Below are 17,647 nucleotides of genomic sequence, written 5' to 3'. Positions count from 1 at the left end.
AACTGTTCACCGTATTTGTTATGCTTCAAGATTTGTTTGGCCAAGTTAATACTGATGACAGTGAGATCTTTCTGATCTAAATACAGGGGAGACCAACCGATACAAGAAAAGCTTCTACTTGCGCACCCACTGAGAAAGATCAGAACGCACATCGCCATCACTTTGCTTATTAACTTCATTTTCTATTTCCAGCCGAGTTATCGCTCTCTTGACAAGAGTTTCTGTTTGTTTTTGCTGTTCAGTCTTCTTGCCTAAACGAAAAGCTCTTACTAAGGCTATAAAAAAAGCGGCTATAGCCGCCATCACCACCACACCATATTTTTTTCCCCACAAGATCACAAACGTTCCTCCCGTAAGCGCTTAGCAATCAAGATTAGCCCCACACAGGACGCAAGAACTATAATCGTTGCTAAAACCCATTGCACAGGTCCACTTCCTTCTAACAATTCCGCAATTCCCGAAAAGGAAGCTATGAGAGGAGCAAGAATTTCTGCTTTTAAAATCTTTAGCGGTTCTTGTTTTTCAACAAGCTGATAATTAGACGAAACATAAGCGCTCTTCGCCCATAATCCCGCTTCTGCTGCACGACGATGCACTAAGCCCTTTAAACGTTTGCCTCCTGCTTTTGTCCATTTCTGCAATTCAATGGGGACAGATTCATAATCGCCTTTATTAAGCTTCTTTAGTAAGGTCGAATTTTGGAAAGCTGTAATCCCTATATTATAACAAAAAGAAACAAGAGCTCCAAACTGCTCATCACTTAAGTCAACATAAACCGCTTTCTCCACCGCTCGCTCATATTGACGCAAATCAGTTAAAAGCATCGTTTCGGCTTTTCTTTCCGTAATGACCATGCCTTCAACAACCATTGGCTTACCGGCTTTTTCTGTATGACCGTATCCTATGGTCCAAATACCAGAAGCATCTCTATAAGCATGAAGCCGTAGTCCTTCCCATTTCTTTAAATAATTGAGACAATTTTTACTGATTTTCCGTGCCATCGTTCCAATTCCATTCTATAAATATACCTTGATTAATACAGCGCCATCACCACCATCACCGCCGATTTTACCCCCATCCTTTCCACGAAAATAGCCACCACCTCCGCCACCGCCATTAGCGCCATAGTTGCCACCATTACCGCCTCCGCTAATGCCACCGTAACCACCATGTCCATTTTTTTTGCCTCCTCCTCCGCCTCCTCCGCCGCCATACATACTGCTACCACCATGCCCTCCATAGAGGTTATCTTTATCAGAGTTTGTACCACCACCAATACCACCATCACCACCGGAAAAAATAGCGCTTTCATTGACCGTATATTTGGCACCACTGTGTACCGTATTGCCACCACCGATGCCTCCATCGCCACCTTTCCCTCCGTTACCTCTTTTGCCGATTGAATTTGTATAATCCTTGGGAGAACGATCATTACCACCCCCATATCCACCGCCACGAGCCAAAACAATTCCCTCAATAATTGTATCACCCCCCCAATTTCCGTTGCTTTTGCCACCAGCACCACCACGACCAATCTGAACTGTTGTTGATTCTTTAAGGTCTAACCCTTTAATTCTAACGCGCGCATGTTGACCACCTCCACCTCCACCGCCTCCGTTGTCATCACCACCATCACCACCGCCCCCTCCACCACCTCCCCAAGCCCATATTTCTATTTCTGTCTCATCAGTAACACCTTCTGGCCAAGGGATTTCTCCACTTTCTGTCATCAAAATTTCAATCGGTTTCAGAGCCCCGTTACAACTACAGCTCCCATTGCTGGTACTGTTGCTGCTATGTGCTTCAATCGAAGCAAGAAGGTGAACCGGTGAGATAAGCGCATGCTCTGTTTTGGTACCATTAATCCAGTCTTGTTGTTCAAGAGATTGCATGAGATCAACTTGTTCCTGCACCTTATCCGCTCTCTCTTTCGCTTTCTCAGCCGTCTCTTTTACAGTACTGATAGAAGCTTGTGCATTCTCGGCTGTACTTTGTGCAGTAGTAGCAATAGCTTGTGCTTCTGAAGCATGAACTTCTGCAGCCTTTGCTATATTGAATACACTGTCTGCAGCTTCTTTCGCCTTATCTGCAATACGCGTACATTCTTCAACTGCCTCCTGCGCTTTATTTGCTAAATTCTGAGCAGCATAAGCGGTAGTTTGTGCTTCTACAACATTCTTTTCTGCAGTTTGTGCTATCTTTAAGACATTCTCTGCAGTTTCCTTTGCCTCATGGGCTGTATGAACGCCATGAGCCGCTGTCTCTTTGGCATCATGGATGCCTTCTTTAATCGCCTCTTTTTAAGATCAAAAACAATGCACAAGCTGTCATCCACGTTTTAAATATAAAGCTAAAAGATGATTCTCGTTTTATTCTTGGATGTGGCATCAGATACAAACCTGAAATAGTATGGCGGCAAAAACAATCAACATATGTTAATCCTGATGCTGTTGAAAAATCATACCCAATATCACGCGGACACTGTAAGAAGGCAGAGCATTTTCGAACGGGACAAGAAATCGATGTTAATATTTCTATAGCTCCCTCAGAAAGTAAGTACACAAGCATCCCTATTGTTGTGGCAGCGCGTGAAGAAGATATAAAAGACCAAGTTACTTTAATCATTACCCACACATCCCCACTGCAACCAGAAACAACAATGACTGTAACTACACAAACCGACCTCATAGACTTTAAAAAATTGGATTAACTCAATTCAGACACATACTGCACACATCATTTATTAATTTGATTTCTTCTTTTCTTTTTTCGATGAGTTTATCCCTTAAGAAGCCAAGCTTGCTTTCGACTGATCCCATAAACAAGATCAGCCCATTTAAGCGATAAAAAGATGAGAATTCGTGAGCAAAATAATTATCCATCCAAGTTGTAAAAGCTTGCGTAAACACAGATGAAAACCATTGATTAAAGTCATCGTGCGGCAATAACGGAAAATATTTTCTATCATCACGCGCAAAGATACTATTCAGCATATAGACAAGAGCAGCTTTTGATAAGGGATCTATGCTTATTCCAAAACATGCATCTTGATGCGAAAGGACACCATAATATATGTCTCCCTCTCCAATCTTATTAACAAGATCAATCAACTGAACTTTGGTGATAGAGATCTGTGGTTCATTTATCATCTATGATCTTTCTTTTTGCATAGAGCGTAGAATATTTTTCAATTAAATCTTCTTGTCGACGTATTATGTTTTTCATTATTTCATCTGTCTCTTTTTCTTGTGTTTCCGTCATTTTATAAAAGTAAAAGCCAGAAAAAAACATGGCTACATTGACTATAAAAAACACAATCATTGCTGCCAAACCGTAATCCATCTTTATTTCCTTTCTTCATAATGTAATTGCTGCATATCGTTCCACTTACATTCATCTCTGCAACCAGAAAAATCATCGCAAAATGTAGATCCGGAGGATGAGCCATTTCTAAATTGTTGCAGTTTTAAGTAATTTTTTAAGGATAACCCTTTGCCTTGTTCCCAACGACAAACAGAAGCTTGTCTAACGCCTAAAATATCTGCTAATTCTTTTTGTGTTAGCGAGAAAAATTTTCTGATAGATTTAATTTCTAATTTTTCCTCTGTGTCCATTTGAGTTCAAGCCTACTATTTTAACCATATACGCAATTGTATACAGTTTTAGAAAAAAAACAATAGATTTTTTTAATTTTAAAATCATAAATAATTAATTATGACGAAAAATATCATTGCTACACTTCAAATACTGCAATCTGAATTCGGTCTTAGTCAAAAAGATCTTGCAAATAGATTAGATGTAACTCAAGCAACCGTTTCAAGATGGTTAGGAAGTGAATCAGACCCTAGAGGTTCACATAGAGATGCAATCCTAGAATTATATAAAAGCTTAAAGGGCTATAATCAAATTACTACACTTGTCCCTGTTATGGGGTATGTAGGAGCAGGCTTAGAGATCGATACAGATGTTGAACAAATTCCAGAAGACGGGCTTGAAAAAGTTGAAATACCATTTGATTTACCTTTTGAAGCAATAGGATTCATGGTTCGTGGAACTTCTATGTATCCTGTATATAAAGATGGAGACTTAATCGTAGTTAAACATCTGCAAACAAAGCCAGTAAGTGATTATTATGGTGATGAAGTTGTTGTTCTAACAGAAGACAATAGACGCTTCATTAAACAAATTACCCGCTCTTCAGAAGGCATTGTACTCAAATCATGGAATGCAGATCCTATTAAAAATGTTAAGATCAAGTGGATTGGAGAAATAGTTTCAATATTGCCACGTAAAGCTTATCGACTGCTTATGAAATGACCTAAATTAAATTTGATTCTCTTCTTTTTGAAGACGGCATTTAAATGAAAATGCAAAAAGTCACATATATTTCATTTTTTTGCTTGCTTTTATTTATACGTTTGCGTATATGTAATAAAAACCACAAACAAACAACAGCTGCAAGGCACTAGAGGGGGTAGATATGGAAAAGCCGATTTTTATTAATCCAGATGAAATTCTTTTGGTTATATGCACGAATGAAAATGCAAACACTGCACGGTCTGGACCTTTTTATGATGAAATGGAAGTCTTAAACTTTTTATCTAGCATTGAGGATGTGGAAAGAATTATTCGTGTCGAACTCTCAACAAATCGATGGGAAGATATTTCTGAAGAAATTGCTGAAGCATATATCAAAGAAAATGCAGAGAGCTGCTTTTATGAAATGATTGAACATCCTTTTGTAGAATACAGCGATGCTTATGAGGCTTTTAGAAAAGATCTAGAAGATCAAAAAATTGATGATGAAATCTACGGCACTTATGAAGAGCAACACCGTCTCAGACTTTCTGATGTGCTTTAAAAAGGCACAAAGCTCTCTTTACAAATACTCTCATCATAAAAAGCAATGGAATTGATCATGAGGCATCTTACAGAAATTACAAAAACTGTTGAACAGGAAACTGTTCAGACTATGTCTAGCCGCGAGATTGCTAAATTATGCGGTAAAAGACATGACCACGTTATGCGTGACATCAAGCAAATGCTTGAAGAATTATACTCCAAAAGTACTGCCCCCAAATTTGGGGTGAGTGATTTTGCTGGATTATATAAGGATTCAACAGGTCGTACGCTACCTTGCTATCATCTACCAAAACGTGAATGTCTCATTCTCGTCTCAGGTTATAGTACTGCCTTACGGGCTAAAATCATAGACCGTTGGCAAGAACTGGAAAAACAGGTGGTAGTTCCACAGATTGATTACTCCAGTCCACAGGTCATGCTTGGTGTCTTAACCCATTTAAAAGATGAAAATGAACGAAAAGATACTCTTATTGCTGAACTCACACCAAAGGCAATGGCTCTTGAGTGCTTGCAACGGCAAGATGGCCTCTTTGGTCTTACTGAAGCTGCTAAAATCCTCGAGATGCAACCAAAACAATTTGTTCAATTTTTACAGCAAAAAGGTTGGGTTTATAGACGTGCAGCAGGTGGAAATTTGCTCCCTTATCAAGACAAAATCCAAAAGCAACTTATGGATTGTACAACCATCACACTTCAAACTGCCAGTGGAATAGAAAAAGTTATTCCTTCTGCAAAAGTCACCACAAAAGGTATGGGCGTTCTGTCTCAAGCATTACAAAAACAAACTATGCATTAAACATTAAAATTAGAAGAAAACTCACTTTTACATACCTGTTTCATACCACGGGTAGAGTGCGTGCAAATCAAGGATTGCTCCTATGACAAATTCCCCTTTAGCTCTTATCTCCCAAAAATATGGGTTCTCAGAACAAGAGTTTCGAAAAACAATTATTAAAACTTGTATTAGCCATAACTTCTCTGATGAAGAGTTTGCTGCCTTCATCTCCGTCGCAAATACTTATGGCTTAAATCCACTCACGAAAGAGATTTATGCTCTTCCTAAAAGAGGTGGCGGGATTATTCCTGTCGTCTCTATTGATGGATGGATCAAGATCATCAAATCAAATCCTAAATTTGATGGCATGACCTTTCAAGATCAACTCGATAAGGACGGCAATCTAATAGCAATCAAATGCGCTATTCGCTTGAAGGAAATTAAAGACCCTATCGAAGTCACGGAATATCTCAACGAGTGTAAACAAAAAACTGACCCATGGCAGAAATATCCTGCACGCATGCTGCGCCATAAAGCAGTCATCCAATGTGCTCGTTATGCTTTCGGATTTTCCGGTATTTACGATGAAGATGAAGCAGAACGGATTAATCAGGGCGCCAATTCACAAAGACAGCTTGTATCCGATGAAATGATCATGGAAATCCAAAACCTCATGCAGGAAACACAAACAGATGAAACAAAGGTTTTGAGCTTTGCCAATGTCAGAAACATAACAGATCTTTCTCTTCAAGAAGGACAGACTGTTTTACATCTCCTACAGAAAAAAAGAGAACAGCAATCCCCTCAAGAACAACAGCCTGCTGAATTCGTTTATGACTATGATGAAACTTATAGACAAGACAGTGTTCATCACCAAGAACAAAGAGCGGTGTGAGATGGAACAAAGAACTGCAGAATGGTTTCAGGCACGTTTAGGAAAAGTCACCGCCTCAAATGTTTACAATATTCTTAGTCGAACCGCTAGAAATTTGCCCACAAGCAAATATGAGGAATACAAAATCAAACTCATGACAGAACGCTTAGTCGGTGAAATCAGCCATTCTTATACAACATCTGCTATGCAACGGGGCATTGAACATGAAGGGGATGCCCTCAAAGAATATAGCTTTATTTATGATAGAGAGGTTACTCCATGTGGTTTCATCCCACATCCTACAATCGAAATGGCCGGTGCAAGCCCTGATGGTCTCATTGGTGAGAATGGGCTCATAGAGATTAAATGTCCCCAGTCTGTAAACCACCTTCGTTTCTGGGTGACAGAAAAAATCAAACCAGAATATTTAGCACAAATGCAATTTCAAATGGCTTGTACAGGACGTCAGTGGTGTGATTTTGTGAGCTATGATCCTCGGTTTTCAGGACAATCTGCTCACTTACGTCTCAAGGTTCAGCGGATCCATCGGAATGATGAACAGATAGAATCCATCAATCAAGCAGTGGAAGCATTTTTAGAAGAAATCGAACAAGACATCAAACAGATTACAGCTCAAGCGGCTTAAAGTTATGGGGACGCTCCAGCCATCCCCCTCCAGCGTCCCCGCCCATTTAATTAATGTAAAAAAGAGAAAGGTAATGAGATGATATTTGATGATGGCGATAGGTATGTAACAACCCGTGAATGTGCAAGGCTATTTAGTGTATCGACAACAACGATTCGCAATTGGGTGCTTCAAGGTGTATTTCCAGAGCCATATAAGCTAGGTCGAGCCGTAAGGTGGAGAAAGAAAGAGATCTTAGCATTTGCTCCAGAGAAAAATAAGGAGCAAATAACAACAAATTAGGTAAAATTGTATAAACCGTTAAAGGTGGTCTAAAAGGTGGTCTGAAAACGGCTGTTTAAAGAAAAAATCTATATATTTCAATATGTTAAAGACACAAAATGGTGCCCAGACGCGTACTGTCTTATTTGAATAAAATCAATATATTAGTTACAGGTGAGGGAGTTTCATGGTTATTGATTTTATTATGTTTTTTTTGTTCCTATCCCTCATTTTTTTGGAGCTTTTTTATTGCTTCTAGAGCGAGCTTTTTACGGTCAGCACTTTTGGTATAAAGAGATGCCATTTTATCTTCTGTCCATCCGAAAATTGCCTTGAGTTGTGAAACTGTAGCGCCAGCATTGGCAGCACGTGTTGCTGCTAATTTTCTTAATCCATGAGCTGATTTTTTAATACCTGCTGCATTACATGCTTCACGAAATAGATTGCCAAAACTTTCTTTTGCGAGCTTATTTCCACTTTTACCACAAATGAATGTTTCCTCACCTACGGGACCAATTTTAAGAGTTTCTGCGAGTTCAGGCAAAATAGGAAGAAAGACATCTGTTTGGAATTTGCTTTTCTCTGTTTTGAGATGAATGATATTATCTTTGGTATCTTTCCAGCCGATACGAACGGCATCACCACGTCGCAAACCTGTGTAAAGAAGAACATTAATCCAGACACGTTCATAGGTACCGACGGACCATTGTTGGTAATATTTTTCAACATCTTCTTCTGTCCATGCAGCAAATCCATCTTTATTGTTAAGAGCTGGTTTTTTTACTCCTACTGTTGGATTGTTTTCCAAAAGGCCTTGTTCAATTGCCCAATTAAAAAGTCCATTGAGTGCTTTCAGAAAATTTTGAGCAGTTGATGGTTTATCTTTGCGTCTTTCAACTCCTGCTATAATATGGGCTTTTTTGATTTCTCTATATGGAATGTTTCCTATAGTATCGTATACTTTCATCAGGATGAGTTCTCTTTGTCTTTTCGTCCCTTTGGCAAGATTATGCCAATTGATGCTATTAAAATATTGCTTAAGCAGCCATGCGAATGATCCTTCAATAAGTTTTCCTGGTTTAGGTTTAGGAGGTATTATGCCGTGTAATTCGGCAAGTGAGCTTTTGTAGTTATCAATAAACTCTTGCGTTCCATAGGTTCCGTGCACTCTGCGACGTTGTCCATGACCAATACGCACATACCATACAATTTTACCGTGTTGAGTGATTTGCTTCACGAGGTGAGGAGGGCGTGGTTTAGGCATAGTCATTTTATATTTTAGAGAGCAAGGCTTCGTAATATTCATTCTTTGATAAATTGAATAATTTATCAGGATGTGTTGCTGAGTTTGGAGTTGGGATATCGGATTTGAGATATATGAGGAGTTCCCCCGTAGGTTTGATTTCTATGAGTTCACACCCCTGCTTTTTAGCTTCTCGTAAAGCGCGAGCAATAGCGGGTTGAGTTATGGTGGGAAGGCGGTGTGCCATGTTTTTCTCCTTTAATTGAGATGCAACTCGCCTGTGGCGTGAAGCACGCATGTTTTTACAGTTGTTAGGAAAGGGCGGGGACGCTGGAGGGGGATGGCTGGAGCGTCCCCATAACTTTAAGCCGCTTGAGCTGTAATCTGTTTGATGTCTTGTTCGATTTCTTCTAAAAATGCTTCCACTGCTTGATTGATGGATTCTATCTGTTCATCATTCCGATGGATCCGCTGAACCTTGAGACGTAAGTGAGCAGATTGTCCTGAAAACCGAGGATCATAGCTCACAAAATCACACCACTGACGTCCTGTACAAGCCATTTGAAATTGCATTTGTGCTAAATATTCTGGTTTGATTTTTTCTGTCATCCAGAAACGAAGGTGGTTTACAGACTGGGGACATTTAATCTCTATGAGCCCATTTTCACCAATGAGACCATCAGGGCTTGCACCGGCCATTTCGATTGTAGGATGTTGGATGAAACCACATGGAGTCACCTCTCTATCATAAATAAAGCTATATTCTTTGAGGGCATCCCCTTCATGTTCAATGCCCCGTTGCATAGCAGCTGTTGTATAAGAGTCGCTGATTTCACCGACTAAACGTTCTGTCATGAGTTTGATTTTGTATTCTTCATATTTGCTTGTGGGCAAATTTCTAGCAGTTCGACTGATGACGTTGTAAACATTTGAGGCAGTGACCTTTCCTAAACGTGCCTGAAACCATTCTGCAGTTCTTTGTTCCATCTCACACCGCTCTTTGTTCTTGGTGATGAACACTGTCTTGACTATAAGCTTCATCATAGTCATAGACGAATTCAGCAGGCTGTTGTTCTTGAGGGGATTGCTGTTCTCTTTTTTTCTGTAGGAGATGTAAAACAGTCTGTCCTTCTTGAAGAGAAAGATCTGTTATATTTCTGACATTGGCAAAGCTCAAAACCTTTGTTTCATCTGTTTGTGTTTCCTGCATGAGGTTTTGGATTTCCATGATCATTTCATCGGATACAAGCTGTCTTTGTGAATTGGCGCCCTGATTAATCCGTTCTGCTTCATCTTCATCGTAAATACCGGAAAATCCGAAAGCATAACGAGCACATTGGATGACTGCTTTATGGCGCAGCATGCGTGCAGGATATTTCTGCCATGGGTCTGTTTTTTGTTTACACTCGTTGAGATATTCCGTGACTTCGATAGGGTCTTTAATTTCCTTCAAGCGAATAGCGCATTTGATTGCTATTAGATTGCCGTCCTTATCGAGTTGATCTTGAAAGGTCATGCCATCAAATTTAGGGTTTGATTTGATGATCTTGATCCATCCATCAATAGAGACGACAGGAATAATTCCGCCGCCTCTTTTAGGAAGAGCATAAATCTCTTTCGTGAGTGGATTTAAGCCATAAGTATTTGCGACGGAAATAAAAGCAGCAAACTCTTCATCAGAGAAGTTATGACTAATACATGTTTTAATAATTGTCTTTCGAAACTCTTGTTCTGAGAACCCATATTTTTGGGAGATAAGAGCTAAAGGGGAATTTGTCATAAGAGCAATCCTTGATTTGCACGTACTCTACCCGTGGTATGAAACAGGTATGTAAAAGTGAGCTTTCTTCTAATTTTAATGTTTAATGCATAGTTTGTTTTTGTAATGCTTGAGACAGAACGCCCATACCTTTTGTGGTGACTTTTGCAGAAGGAATAACTTTTTCTATTCCACTGGCAGTTTGAAGTGTGATGGTTGTACAATCCATAAGTTGCTTTTGGATTTTGTCTTGATAAGGGAGCAAATTTCCACCTGCTGCACGTCTATAAACCCAACCTTTTTGCTGTAAAAATTGAACAAATTGTTTTGGTTGCATCTCGAGGATTTTAGCAGCTTCAGTAAGACCAAAGAGGCCATCTTGCCGTTGCAAGCACTCAAGAGCCATTGCCTTTGGTGTGAGTTCAGCAATAAGAGTATCTTTTCGTTCATTTTCATCTTTTAAATGGGTTAAGACACCAAGCATGACCTGTGGACTGGAGTAATCAATCTGTGGAACTACCACCTGTTTTTCCAGTTCTTGCCAACGGTCTATGATTTTAGCCCGTAAGGCAGTACTATAACCTGAGACGAGAATGAGACATTCACGTTTTGGTAGATGATAGCAAGGTAGCGTACGACCTGTTGAATCCTTATATAATCCAGCAAAATCACTCACCCCAAATTTGGGGGCAGTACTTTTGGAGTATAATTCTTCAAGCATTTGCTTGATGTCACGCATAACGTGGTCATGTCTTTTACCGCATAATTTAGCAATCTCGCGGCTAGACATAGTCTGAACAGTTTCCTGTTCAACAGTTTTTGTAATTTCTGTAAGATGCCTCATGATCAATTCCATTGCTTTTTATGATGAGAGTATTTGTAAAGAGAGCTTTGTGCCTTTTTAAAGCACATCAGAAAGTCTGAGACGGTGTTGCTCTTCATAAGTGCCGTAGATTTCATCATCAATTTTTTGATCTTCTAGATCTTTTCTAAAAGCCTCATAAGCATCGCTGTATTCTACAAAAGGATGTTCAATCATTTCATAAAAGCAGCTCTCTGCATTTTCTTTGACATATGCCTCAGCAATTTCTTCAGAAATATCTTCCCATCGATTTGTTGAGAGTTCGACACGAATAATTCTTTCCACATCCTCAATGCCAGATAAAAAGTTTAAGACTTCGGTTTCATCATAAAAAGGTCCAGACCGTGCAGTGTTTTCATTTTCATTCGTGCACATGACTAAAAGAATTTCATCTGGATTAATAAAAATCGGCTTTTTCATATCTACCCCCTCTAATGCCTTGCAGCTGTTGTTTGTTTGTAGTTTATAGGGTATGTATAGAACGCTTTAGCGTTTATGTCAATTAAAAAAACCGCTATAGCGTTATTTTATTCAAAAACGTAGAGGTGGAACGTGAAGAATTCTAAAAATTTAGAAATAATTTTACCTAGTATTATAGTAAAATGGGAAACGTTATCGACAGCACAAAAACAAGAGATATTAGGGATAATAGAAGATATTACTTGTGTTTCTCCGTCAATAAAAAATTTAAAGCCTCAAGCTTTTTCTTGTCTCCAGATGAAGCCCAAGTAATAAGCTTTATATCTTCTTCAGAAATATTAAATCCAGTTATTACGTATATAGCACTAGTATTTCCGAGAGTATTGAGAATAGCTATGAACTTATCTACAGAAGGCCTTTTTCCTCCATTTACCATTTGCTGTACATAGTTTTGTCCACAGCCTGCGGCTTTGCTTATTTCAGTCATTGTGCGTCCATCATTTTTTATTAGCTCAATTAAGCGCTGGAACCAATCTTTTTCAATTTTTTCCATTTTACACCTTTACACTTTAACGCTTTTGCGTTATCTTTACGTTAAAAGATTGTTACGTAATGAGGACTGCAAAAAATATGATGCGCCATTCTGCTCTCATAAAAGATATAGAGTCGTTTTTAACTAATAACAAAATGTCTCCGTATACTTTCGGTTTCAAATCAATAAAAAATGGTCGCCTAGTTTCACGGCTGCGACAAGGTGGACGCATATGGCCTGAGACGGAAATGCGCATTCGTACATTTATGAAATACTACCCAAATAATATACGCCCTAGCGTTACAAATCAAGATCTCTCGCGATCTACATTTTGCGATGATTTTTCTGATTGCAGAGATGAGTGTAAGTGGAACGATATGCAAAGACTTTAGGGAGCATGATAATGTCAGTAAGAAAGAAATATGAGTTTGTGCGTAAGAGTGTGACATTTCTTTATCCAGATGAACAGTCTTTGCATAAGACAGTAGCGCTTTTTCGTATCCGTGCATTAAGAGATTTTGGTGATGTGAAAGCAGGGGATTTAGGTGGTTTTATAGAGCATGAAGGTAATTTAAGCCATGAAGGTAATTGTTGGGTAAGTGCAGATAGTCGTGATGGCTATTATTCTTTTGAAGCTGGTTTTGTTTTTGGAAATGCCAAGATTTCTGGAGATGCACGTGTTGGTAACGAGGCTAGAGTTTTTAGTAATGCGCAGGTTTATGATTGTGCAGAGATTTTTGGTGGTGCCTATGTCTACGACCAAGCCAAGATTTACGGTAATGCGAAGGTGGCTGGTGCACTTGTTTACGGTCAAGCCGAGGTTTACGGTCAAGCTCGTGTATATGGGAATGCGAAAGTTTATGACTTAGCGCGTGTTTACGGTCGGGCTAAGGTTTATGATCATGCAGAGATTTTCGATCAAGCGAAAGTTTATGACAAAGCTTTAGTCTATGGTCATGCTACGATACGTGGTGATGCCGAGATTTATGGCAATGCCGATGTAGATGACTATGCAGATTTTCGCGATAATGAAAAAGTTTATATGTGTAATTGCTGTAATTGCGTTAATACACGCGATATGGCGCCACACATAATATAAGCACGTTATAGTCTTAGGGGGGATAATCATCCAATGACAAAATCCAAAAAAGATATGCAGCAATTACATTATGAAGAAAGGAAATAAAGATGGATTACGGTTTGGCAGCAATGATTGTGTTTTTTATAAGTCAATGTAGCCATGTTTCTTGTTGGTTTTTATGTCTTTCGTAAAAAAATACAAAACTTATCTTATACTTTTTGCATTTTAGAGGATTTAACAAAAGAAATGCATTTTCCAGATGGCAGCACAATTGTTTTTAGCGATTCTGACTGGGATTTTTCTCTTGATGAAAATGATAATTTAATAGCTAAAAGTGCTTTAGGTCCATCATTGTCTATAAAGGCATCTGGTGATGTATATGGTTTTAAAAAACGTTTCATAGATAGTTTACGGAATGCATCTGCAGAAATGCGTGCATCTGCAAATCAGAAAAAAAGATTTCTGAATTAAGTTAATCTACTTCTTTAAGCGAAAGCATATGATTATGCGCTCTGCTATGACGCACGCACAAATAGGTAACAACCTTAAGGGGGGATAATCATGGCTTTTGAAGCCGATAAGAATGATAGTGGTAAACCGCGTGTTGATCTTATTCCACCGCTTACATTGCTTGAGGTTGGCCGTGTTTTAGAGTTTGGGGCAAATAAGTACGGTGCGAGTAATTGGCTTCATGGCATGAATTGGAGCCGTTTGTATGGAGCTGCTTTACGTCATTTATTAGCTTGGTTTGGTGGAGAAGATAAAGATCTTGAAAGCGGATTGCCACACTTGGCTCATGCCGTTTGCTGTCTTCTTTTCCTCATGGAGTTTGAAGCACAACAGATTGGTTGTGATAATCGTCCCAAAGAAAGGCAAAAGTATCATGACCATTAAGGCACAAACGATTCTCTGTTTTGATCTAGGGACGAAGACGGGTTGGGCGATTTGTGGTGCTGATGGTCACATTATCAGTGGTGTTATGAATTTCCAACCCCGTCGTTTTGAAGGGGGTGGGATGCGTTATTTGCGTTTTAAGCAATGGCTTAATGAAATTAAGCTGACAGCAGGGAGAATTGATGCGGTGTATTTTGAAGAAGTCCGCCGTCATATAGGGACAGATGCCGCACATGTTTATGGTGGCTTGTTAGCAACCTTAACAGCATGGTGTGAGTATTATCAGATCCCGTATGAAGGGATCCCTGTTAGTACGATTAAGAAAGAGACAACAGGGAAAGGGAATGCCTCGAAAGAAGAAATGATTAAGGCGGTGTGTGCCAAAGGGCATGCGCCTTGTGATGATAATGAAGCAGATGCTTTGGCAATTTTATATTTAAGGAAAGAAGGGGAAATACATGTCCAGTAAAATACCTTGGACGAGACTTAATACAGACCAGTGGCTATTTAAGCTCTCTGATTTACCACCTATGGAAGTCAATGTTTATGTGAAGTTGCGGGTAAGAATGTTACACACACGTGAACCTCTTTTGAATGATTCACGAATATTATCTCATTTTACATGTTGTACAGTAAAAAGATTTGAAAAGGCGTTAGATTATTTATTTAGATCTGGACACATCATTTGTTTAGAAGATGGTCGTTTATGGAGTTCAGATGTTGAGGAAGAACTCAATAACTCAAACGAAAATTTAAATAAGTTTTCAGAGAGAGCACAGAAGGCAGCGCAAGCAAAATGGGCAAGACATCATCAAGAAAAAACAATTAGTGATGATCAAGATGCTAAGCATGATGCTAAAACGATGCTTAAGGATGCTAAGCATATGCTTAATGATGCTAAAGCAATGCTTAATGATGCTATTAACAATAACAATAACATATATAATAAAAAAACTAATACTATCGTATTAGCAAAAAAAGAAATTTGTTCTGAAAATTTAGAAACGAACGATTTGATTGAAGAGCCAACAGAGGTCGATGCTCTCCAGAGCTCATCAGAACAAAACGCAACGGCTGTAGAAAACCAACCTCCCATTCACGAGCAAGAAAACACTCCTAAAGAAGCTAAGCGGAGCAAAACTAAAAAACCTCTCGTAAGCTTGCCTGAGGATTTTGAACCTAATTTGCAATACGCAATTGATAAAGGCTTAACGCATGACGAGGCGCTGTTAGAAGTTGAACGATTTACTAATTTTTGGAAAGCTAATCCATGTTCAAAAGCTAAGCACCGCGATTGGCAAAGGACTTGGTACAATTGGGTTACCAATCCTAGGTATGGATTGCTAGCTAAGAAAAAGGAAGATTTGAAAAAGGAAAAACGGTTAGGTGATCATTATGGCAAACTCACTCAGAAAACTTTCACAGAACAACTTGCAGAAGGCTTCAACGAACTCAGAGATCATCTCTCATCTAGAGAAGATTACGGAAATGATCAGTCCGGGGTACCCATTGATGCTGAAAGCTGGGAATTCATTGACGAAACAGGAGGAGGAGCAAGCCTTAGATTCTTGCAATCGTCTACAAGCGTTGCTCTCTGTGAAAGCTTCAGTTAAGCAAATTGAGCAAGCTTCTTTCCTACTCTCAAGCATGAGAGTCCCTGCGAATACAGATGCTAAAGCCGTGGTTTTATCCTACGGCATGATGCTGGACCGCATTTCATCATACGCTCTGAAAAAGGGGGTCGAAGATATCGTGGTTGGTCAAGCAATTGGGATATCAAAAACATTTATGCCAACTTGTGGAGAGCTTTTAGCTTATTGCCAGACAGTAGAAAATACTCTTCTTTCGAAAGCCGAAAGTGTACGTAGAGCAATTGAAAATACACGTGAGAAAGCAGTCCAAGAAAAAACAGCGAAAGAGCATTTTAGACCACTAACGCTTGTTCAGAAGCAAAAGCTTGAAGAAACTTTAAATGGTCTTGGGAGAACAGTGAAAAACATTGCAGGTTAGCAAAATAGTGAAGTTTACTGATTGTTTTGTGATTTGACATGCGTTTAAATCGACAGAAACGTACCATAGAGAGAGATTTGATAGTTTTTTGATGAATTCCACATTGCAGATACAAAACGCGCTGTGTGATCAAATTTGAGACAAAGAAAGGATAGAGCAAAAATGAGAGAAAACATACTCAGTTTCAAACAATTCTTCTTAGCAAAAAATCAACAGCCTGTGAAGAAGAAAAAGTTCATAGCAACAGCTGTTGGTCATGTTCCATGGGGGCTTGGAGTCGCTGAGCGTTTTTACAATCTGTATGAGTATGATGATGGGACAAGGGAGTATGAAAAGTTTGATGGGGGGCAATATCATGACATGCCTGAGAATACCGATTACAGTACCAAAGCGCAGGTAAAAGCGTGGCTTTATGGAGGAAATGTGCCCCAGACTATTTTGAATGTTGAGCCTCTCATAAGTGAAGTGAACAAAGAAATTCAGCAGTATTCAGCGAAGGTGATGATGTACGATCAAGACGATGAACCCATGTTGAAAGAAATGGAGGAGGAAATAAAGAAAGCACTGGATAAAAAGTTTAAGAAATAATAAGGAAAACAGCCTTATTGATGTTATAAGGCTTGGTTTTGAGCGTGTTGTGGGGGACATAATGATATTTAATTCATTTGAATTAGAAAACTTCAAACGGATAGGAAATCCTGTAATAATAGACTTTTCAGGGGGGAGATGATGTTTTTCGGTATAAAAATCGCGCATTTTCGCTCAGTTTTTAAAGAGAAAGAGGTCAAAATTTGTCATTAAACTTTTTCTAAAGATGCCCAGCTTGTTCTAAGGATAAAACATTAGGGAGTGGATTGTTCTGCCGTGCTTGCCATAAATCATGCTTTTGTTGTAGTTTAAGCCAAAATTCTGCATCATTTAAACCCGCTTTTTCTAAGCGTAAAGCAAGGTTAATACTGATTGCTGCACGACAATTTAAAACACGCGATAGAGTTAAACGTGCAATATTGAGATGATTTGCAGCCTCTGTTACTGTTAACCCTAATTCATCAAGCAATTCTTCTTTTAAAATACCACCAGGGTGTGGGGGATTGTACATCATGATAACACCTCAAACATTAATGATAGTCTTGGTAATCAACAAGTTCAACATCTGTTCCAATAAAACGAAAAGTAACACGCCAATTTGCATTGACACGCATAGACCAATAACCCTTTAAGTCGCCAGTAAGTTCATGTAAACGATATGACTTAATCGTTACTTGTTCGGGTGTAGATATTGTATCTAAAATTACCAAAATATTTGCCAGTTTTTTCGCATGTGCAGGTTGTATTCCTTTAACAATTCCTCTTTCGAAGAATAACTTCAAACCTTTATGCTTAAAACTAACGATTGCCATATATTACCCCTTTGTTACTTGATACGA

Annotated in this window: 30 protein-coding genes; 14 read left to right on the top strand and 16 right to left on the bottom strand. The window is 39.0% G+C overall.

Annotated features, from left to right (window positions below):
- Positions 1-114: 114 nt before the first annotated feature.
- From B11cv2_RS00605 to B11cv2_RS00570, 7 genes are all read right to left on the bottom strand, one after another.
- The gene (locus B11cv2_RS00605) at positions 115-339 is read right to left on the bottom strand and encodes a hypothetical protein (RefSeq protein ID WP_100692873.1); all 225 of its coding nucleotides are present in this window, start codon (positions 337-339) and stop codon (positions 115-117) included.
- Complete coding sequence (locus B11cv2_RS00600) at positions 336-1,001, bottom strand: lysozyme (RefSeq protein WP_100692872.1); 666 nt, start codon at positions 999-1,001, stop codon at positions 336-338. Before B11cv2_RS00600 ends, B11cv2_RS00605 begins: the two co-directional genes overlap by 4 nt.
- Positions 1,002-1,016: 15 nt before the next feature.
- Positions 1,017-1,913 carry a glycine-rich domain-containing protein gene (locus B11cv2_RS07115; protein ID WP_158521536.1) on the bottom strand — a complete coding sequence of 299 codons (897 nt, stop codon included), beginning with the start codon at positions 1,911-1,913 and terminating at the stop codon, positions 1,017-1,019.
- 373 nt (positions 1,914-2,286) lie between these two features.
- The gene (locus B11cv2_RS07110; RefSeq protein WP_158521535.1) at positions 2,287-2,688 is read right to left on the bottom strand and encodes a hypothetical protein; all 402 of its coding nucleotides are present in this window, start codon (positions 2,686-2,688) and stop codon (positions 2,287-2,289) included.
- A gap of 23 nt (positions 2,689-2,711) precedes the next feature.
- Positions 2,712-3,149: a hypothetical protein gene (locus B11cv2_RS00580; protein WP_100692871.1), complete on the bottom strand. Its 438-nt coding sequence runs from the start codon at positions 3,147-3,149 to the stop codon at positions 2,712-2,714.
- Positions 3,139-3,342: a hypothetical protein gene (locus tag B11cv2_RS00575; RefSeq protein WP_100692870.1), complete on the bottom strand. Its 204-nt coding sequence runs from the start codon at positions 3,340-3,342 to the stop codon at positions 3,139-3,141. The genes B11cv2_RS00580 and B11cv2_RS00575 overlap by 11 nt, the downstream gene beginning before the upstream one ends.
- A 2-nt stretch (positions 3,343-3,344) precedes the next feature.
- Positions 3,345-3,614 (bottom strand): helix-turn-helix transcriptional regulator, encoded by a 270-nt coding sequence (locus tag B11cv2_RS00570; RefSeq protein WP_148664921.1) that lies wholly within the window; start codon positions 3,612-3,614, stop codon positions 3,345-3,347.
- A 100-nt stretch (positions 3,615-3,714) separates the two neighbouring features.
- Here B11cv2_RS00570 and B11cv2_RS00565 point away from each other — a divergent pair, with 100 nt between their 5' ends.
- From B11cv2_RS00565 to B11cv2_RS00540, 6 genes are all read left to right on the top strand, one after another.
- A complete protein-coding gene (locus tag B11cv2_RS00565) occupies positions 3,715-4,317 on the top strand; it encodes a S24 family peptidase (RefSeq protein ID WP_100692869.1) in 603 nt (200 codons plus the stop codon).
- Positions 4,318-4,480: 163 nt separating this feature from the next.
- Positions 4,481-4,861, top strand: a complete 381-nt coding sequence (locus B11cv2_RS00560; protein WP_100692868.1) for a hypothetical protein — start codon at positions 4,481-4,483, stop codon at positions 4,859-4,861.
- Positions 4,862-4,918: 57 nt separating this feature from the next.
- Positions 4,919-5,659 (top strand): Rha family transcriptional regulator, encoded by a 741-nt coding sequence (locus B11cv2_RS00555; RefSeq protein WP_100692861.1) that lies wholly within the window; start codon positions 4,919-4,921, stop codon positions 5,657-5,659.
- A gap of 82 nt (positions 5,660-5,741) precedes the next feature.
- Positions 5,742-6,533, top strand: coding sequence for a phage recombination protein Bet (gene bet / locus B11cv2_RS00550; protein WP_100692867.1), 792 nt, complete (start codon positions 5,742-5,744; stop codon positions 6,531-6,533).
- Position 6,534: 1 nt separating this feature from the next.
- A complete protein-coding gene (locus tag B11cv2_RS00545; protein WP_100692866.1) occupies positions 6,535-7,158 on the top strand; it encodes a lambda exonuclease family protein in 624 nt (207 codons plus the stop codon).
- 78 nt (positions 7,159-7,236) lie between these two features.
- A complete protein-coding gene (locus B11cv2_RS00540; protein ID WP_100692865.1) occupies positions 7,237-7,440 on the top strand; it encodes an AlpA family transcriptional regulator in 204 nt (67 codons plus the stop codon).
- Between the two features lie 199 nt (positions 7,441-7,639).
- Here the strand turns inward: B11cv2_RS00540 and B11cv2_RS00535 are convergent, their stop codons facing one another.
- The 7 genes from B11cv2_RS00535 to B11cv2_RS00500 form a co-directional block, all read right to left on the bottom strand.
- Positions 7,640-8,683, bottom strand: coding sequence for a tyrosine-type recombinase/integrase (locus B11cv2_RS00535; RefSeq protein ID WP_100693915.1), 1,044 nt, complete (start codon positions 8,681-8,683; stop codon positions 7,640-7,642).
- Positions 8,684-8,690: 7 nt separating this feature from the next.
- Positions 8,691-8,909: a hypothetical protein gene (locus B11cv2_RS00530; RefSeq protein ID WP_100692864.1), complete on the bottom strand. Its 219-nt coding sequence runs from the start codon at positions 8,907-8,909 to the stop codon at positions 8,691-8,693.
- Between the two features lie 116 nt (positions 8,910-9,025).
- Positions 9,026-9,649, bottom strand: a complete 624-nt coding sequence (locus B11cv2_RS00525) for a lambda exonuclease family protein (protein ID WP_100692863.1) — start codon at positions 9,647-9,649, stop codon at positions 9,026-9,028.
- Position 9,650: 1 nt separating this feature from the next.
- Complete coding sequence (bet, locus tag B11cv2_RS00520; protein WP_100692862.1) at positions 9,651-10,442, bottom strand: phage recombination protein Bet; 792 nt, start codon at positions 10,440-10,442, stop codon at positions 9,651-9,653.
- A gap of 82 nt (positions 10,443-10,524) precedes the next feature.
- A complete protein-coding gene (locus tag B11cv2_RS00515; protein WP_100692861.1) occupies positions 10,525-11,265 on the bottom strand; it encodes a Rha family transcriptional regulator in 741 nt (246 codons plus the stop codon).
- 57 nt (positions 11,266-11,322) lie between these two features.
- A complete protein-coding gene (locus B11cv2_RS00510) occupies positions 11,323-11,703 on the bottom strand; it encodes a hypothetical protein (RefSeq protein ID WP_100692860.1) in 381 nt (126 codons plus the stop codon).
- A gap of 238 nt (positions 11,704-11,941) precedes the next feature.
- Entirely contained in the window at positions 11,942-12,256 is a 315-nt protein-coding gene (locus B11cv2_RS00500) for a helix-turn-helix domain-containing protein (protein ID WP_100692858.1), read from the bottom strand.
- 77 nt (positions 12,257-12,333) lie between these two features.
- On the opposite strand from B11cv2_RS00500, the gene B11cv2_RS00495 reads away from it, so the two are divergent.
- The 8 genes from B11cv2_RS00495 (at position 12,334) to B11cv2_RS00460 (ending at position 16,808) form a co-directional block, all read left to right on the top strand.
- Positions 12,334-12,627, top strand: a complete 294-nt coding sequence (locus B11cv2_RS00495; protein WP_148664920.1) for a hypothetical protein — start codon at positions 12,334-12,336, stop codon at positions 12,625-12,627.
- Between the two features lie 11 nt (positions 12,628-12,638).
- Positions 12,639-13,334: a hypothetical protein gene (locus tag B11cv2_RS00490; RefSeq protein ID WP_199570335.1), complete on the top strand. Its 696-nt coding sequence runs from the start codon at positions 12,639-12,641 to the stop codon at positions 13,332-13,334.
- 141 nt (positions 13,335-13,475) lie between these two features.
- The gene (locus B11cv2_RS00485) at positions 13,476-13,787 is read left to right on the top strand and encodes a hypothetical protein (RefSeq protein WP_245406977.1); all 312 of its coding nucleotides are present in this window, start codon (positions 13,476-13,478) and stop codon (positions 13,785-13,787) included.
- A gap of 90 nt (positions 13,788-13,877) precedes the next feature.
- The gene (locus B11cv2_RS00480) at positions 13,878-14,210 is read left to right on the top strand and encodes a dATP/dGTP diphosphohydrolase domain-containing protein (protein ID WP_035006123.1); all 333 of its coding nucleotides are present in this window, start codon (positions 13,878-13,880) and stop codon (positions 14,208-14,210) included.
- A complete protein-coding gene (locus B11cv2_RS00475; protein ID WP_100692856.1) occupies positions 14,200-14,679 on the top strand; it encodes a crossover junction endodeoxyribonuclease RuvC in 480 nt (159 codons plus the stop codon). Before B11cv2_RS00480 ends, B11cv2_RS00475 begins: the two co-directional genes overlap by 11 nt.
- Entirely contained in the window at positions 14,669-15,823 is a 1,155-nt protein-coding gene (locus B11cv2_RS00470) for a DUF1376 domain-containing protein (protein WP_100692855.1), read from the top strand. Before B11cv2_RS00475 ends, B11cv2_RS00470 begins: the two co-directional genes overlap by 11 nt.
- Complete coding sequence (locus B11cv2_RS00465; RefSeq protein ID WP_245406976.1) at positions 15,807-16,220, top strand: hypothetical protein; 414 nt, start codon at positions 15,807-15,809, stop codon at positions 16,218-16,220. Before B11cv2_RS00470 ends, B11cv2_RS00465 begins: the two co-directional genes overlap by 17 nt.
- Positions 16,221-16,382: 162 nt before the next feature.
- The gene (locus tag B11cv2_RS00460) at positions 16,383-16,808 is read left to right on the top strand and encodes a hypothetical protein (protein WP_100692854.1); all 426 of its coding nucleotides are present in this window, start codon (positions 16,383-16,385) and stop codon (positions 16,806-16,808) included.
- A 220-nt stretch (positions 16,809-17,028) separates the two neighbouring features.
- Here the strand turns inward: B11cv2_RS00460 and B11cv2_RS00455 are convergent, their stop codons facing one another.
- Both B11cv2_RS00455 and B11cv2_RS00450 read right to left on the bottom strand, forming a co-directional pair.
- Entirely contained in the window at positions 17,029-17,322 is a 294-nt protein-coding gene (locus B11cv2_RS00455; protein ID WP_100692853.1) for a HigA family addiction module antitoxin, read from the bottom strand.
- 16 nt (positions 17,323-17,338) lie between these two features.
- Positions 17,339-17,620: a type II toxin-antitoxin system RelE/ParE family toxin gene (locus tag B11cv2_RS00450; RefSeq protein ID WP_100692852.1), complete on the bottom strand. Its 282-nt coding sequence runs from the start codon at positions 17,618-17,620 to the stop codon at positions 17,339-17,341.
- Positions 17,621-17,647 lie beyond the last annotated feature (27 nt).

Origin of the sequence: Bartonella sp. 1-1C (assembly GCF_002810325.1) — a bacterium.
Lineage (GTDB): Bacteria > Pseudomonadota > Alphaproteobacteria > Rhizobiales > Rhizobiaceae > Bartonella > Bartonella rochalimae.
This window is presented reverse-complemented; position numbering and strand designations above follow the sequence as displayed.

Coding starts and splice junctions, on each gene's coding strand:
- B11cv2_RS00600 (WP_100692872.1), bottom strand. CDS start 1,001: ATGGCACGGAAAATCAGTAAAAATTGTCTCAATTATTTAAAGAAATGG.
- B11cv2_RS07110 (WP_158521535.1), bottom strand. CDS start 2,688: ATGAGGTCGGTTTGTGTAGTTACAGTCATTGTTGTTTCTGGTTGCAGT.
- B11cv2_RS00580 (WP_100692871.1), bottom strand. CDS start 3,149: ATGATAAATGAACCACAGATCTCTATCACCAAAGTTCAGTTGATTGAT.
- B11cv2_RS00575 (WP_100692870.1), bottom strand. CDS start 3,342: ATGGATTACGGTTTGGCAGCAATGATTGTGTTTTTTATAGTCAATGTA.
- B11cv2_RS00570 (WP_148664921.1), bottom strand. CDS start 3,614: ATGGACACAGAGGAAAAATTAGAAATTAAATCTATCAGAAAATTTTTC.
- B11cv2_RS00565 (WP_100692869.1), top strand. CDS start 3,715: ATGACGAAAAATATCATTGCTACACTTCAAATACTGCAATCTGAATTC.
- B11cv2_RS00560 (WP_100692868.1), top strand. CDS start 4,481: ATGGAAAAGCCGATTTTTATTAATCCAGATGAAATTCTTTTGGTTATA.
- B11cv2_RS00555 (WP_100692861.1), top strand. CDS start 4,919: ATGAGGCATCTTACAGAAATTACAAAAACTGTTGAACAGGAAACTGTT.
- bet (WP_100692867.1), top strand. CDS start 5,742: ATGACAAATTCCCCTTTAGCTCTTATCTCCCAAAAATATGGGTTCTCA.
- B11cv2_RS00545 (WP_100692866.1), top strand. CDS start 6,535: ATGGAACAAAGAACTGCAGAATGGTTTCAGGCACGTTTAGGAAAAGTC.
- B11cv2_RS00540 (WP_100692865.1), top strand. CDS start 7,237: ATGATATTTGATGATGGCGATAGGTATGTAACAACCCGTGAATGTGCA.
- B11cv2_RS00535 (WP_100693915.1), bottom strand. CDS start 8,683: ATGCCTAAACCACGCCCTCCTCACCTCGTGAAGCAAATCACTCAACAC.
- B11cv2_RS00530 (WP_100692864.1), bottom strand. CDS start 8,909: ATGGCACACCGCCTTCCCACCATAACTCAACCCGCTATTGCTCGCGCT.
- B11cv2_RS00525 (WP_100692863.1), bottom strand. CDS start 9,649: ATGGAACAAAGAACTGCAGAATGGTTTCAGGCACGTTTAGGAAAGGTC.
- bet (WP_100692862.1), bottom strand. CDS start 10,442: ATGACAAATTCCCCTTTAGCTCTTATCTCCCAAAAATATGGGTTCTCA.
- B11cv2_RS00515 (WP_100692861.1), bottom strand. CDS start 11,265: ATGAGGCATCTTACAGAAATTACAAAAACTGTTGAACAGGAAACTGTT.
- B11cv2_RS00510 (WP_100692860.1), bottom strand. CDS start 11,703: ATGAAAAAGCCGATTTTTATTAATCCAGATGAAATTCTTTTAGTCATG.
- B11cv2_RS00500 (WP_100692858.1), bottom strand. CDS start 12,256: ATGGAAAAAATTGAAAAAGATTGGTTCCAGCGCTTAATTGAGCTAATA.
- B11cv2_RS00495 (WP_148664920.1), top strand. CDS start 12,334: ATGATGCGCCATTCTGCTCTCATAAAAGATATAGAGTCGTTTTTAACT.
- B11cv2_RS00490 (WP_199570335.1), top strand. CDS start 12,639: ATGTCAGTAAGAAAGAAATATGAGTTTGTGCGTAAGAGTGTGACATTT.
- B11cv2_RS00485 (WP_245406977.1), top strand. CDS start 13,476: ATGTTTCTTGTTGGTTTTTATGTCTTTCGTAAAAAAATACAAAACTTA.
- B11cv2_RS00480 (WP_035006123.1), top strand. CDS start 13,878: ATGGCTTTTGAAGCCGATAAGAATGATAGTGGTAAACCGCGTGTTGAT.
- B11cv2_RS00475 (WP_100692856.1), top strand. CDS start 14,200: ATGACCATTAAGGCACAAACGATTCTCTGTTTTGATCTAGGGACGAAG.
- B11cv2_RS00470 (WP_100692855.1), top strand. CDS start 14,669: ATGTCCAGTAAAATACCTTGGACGAGACTTAATACAGACCAGTGGCTA.
- B11cv2_RS00460 (WP_100692854.1), top strand. CDS start 16,383: ATGAGAGAAAACATACTCAGTTTCAAACAATTCTTCTTAGCAAAAAAT.
- B11cv2_RS00455 (WP_100692853.1), bottom strand. CDS start 17,322: ATGATGTACAATCCCCCACACCCTGGTGGTATTTTAAAAGAAGAATTG.
- B11cv2_RS00450 (WP_100692852.1), bottom strand. CDS start 17,620: ATGGCAATCGTTAGTTTTAAGCATAAAGGTTTGAAGTTATTCTTCGAA.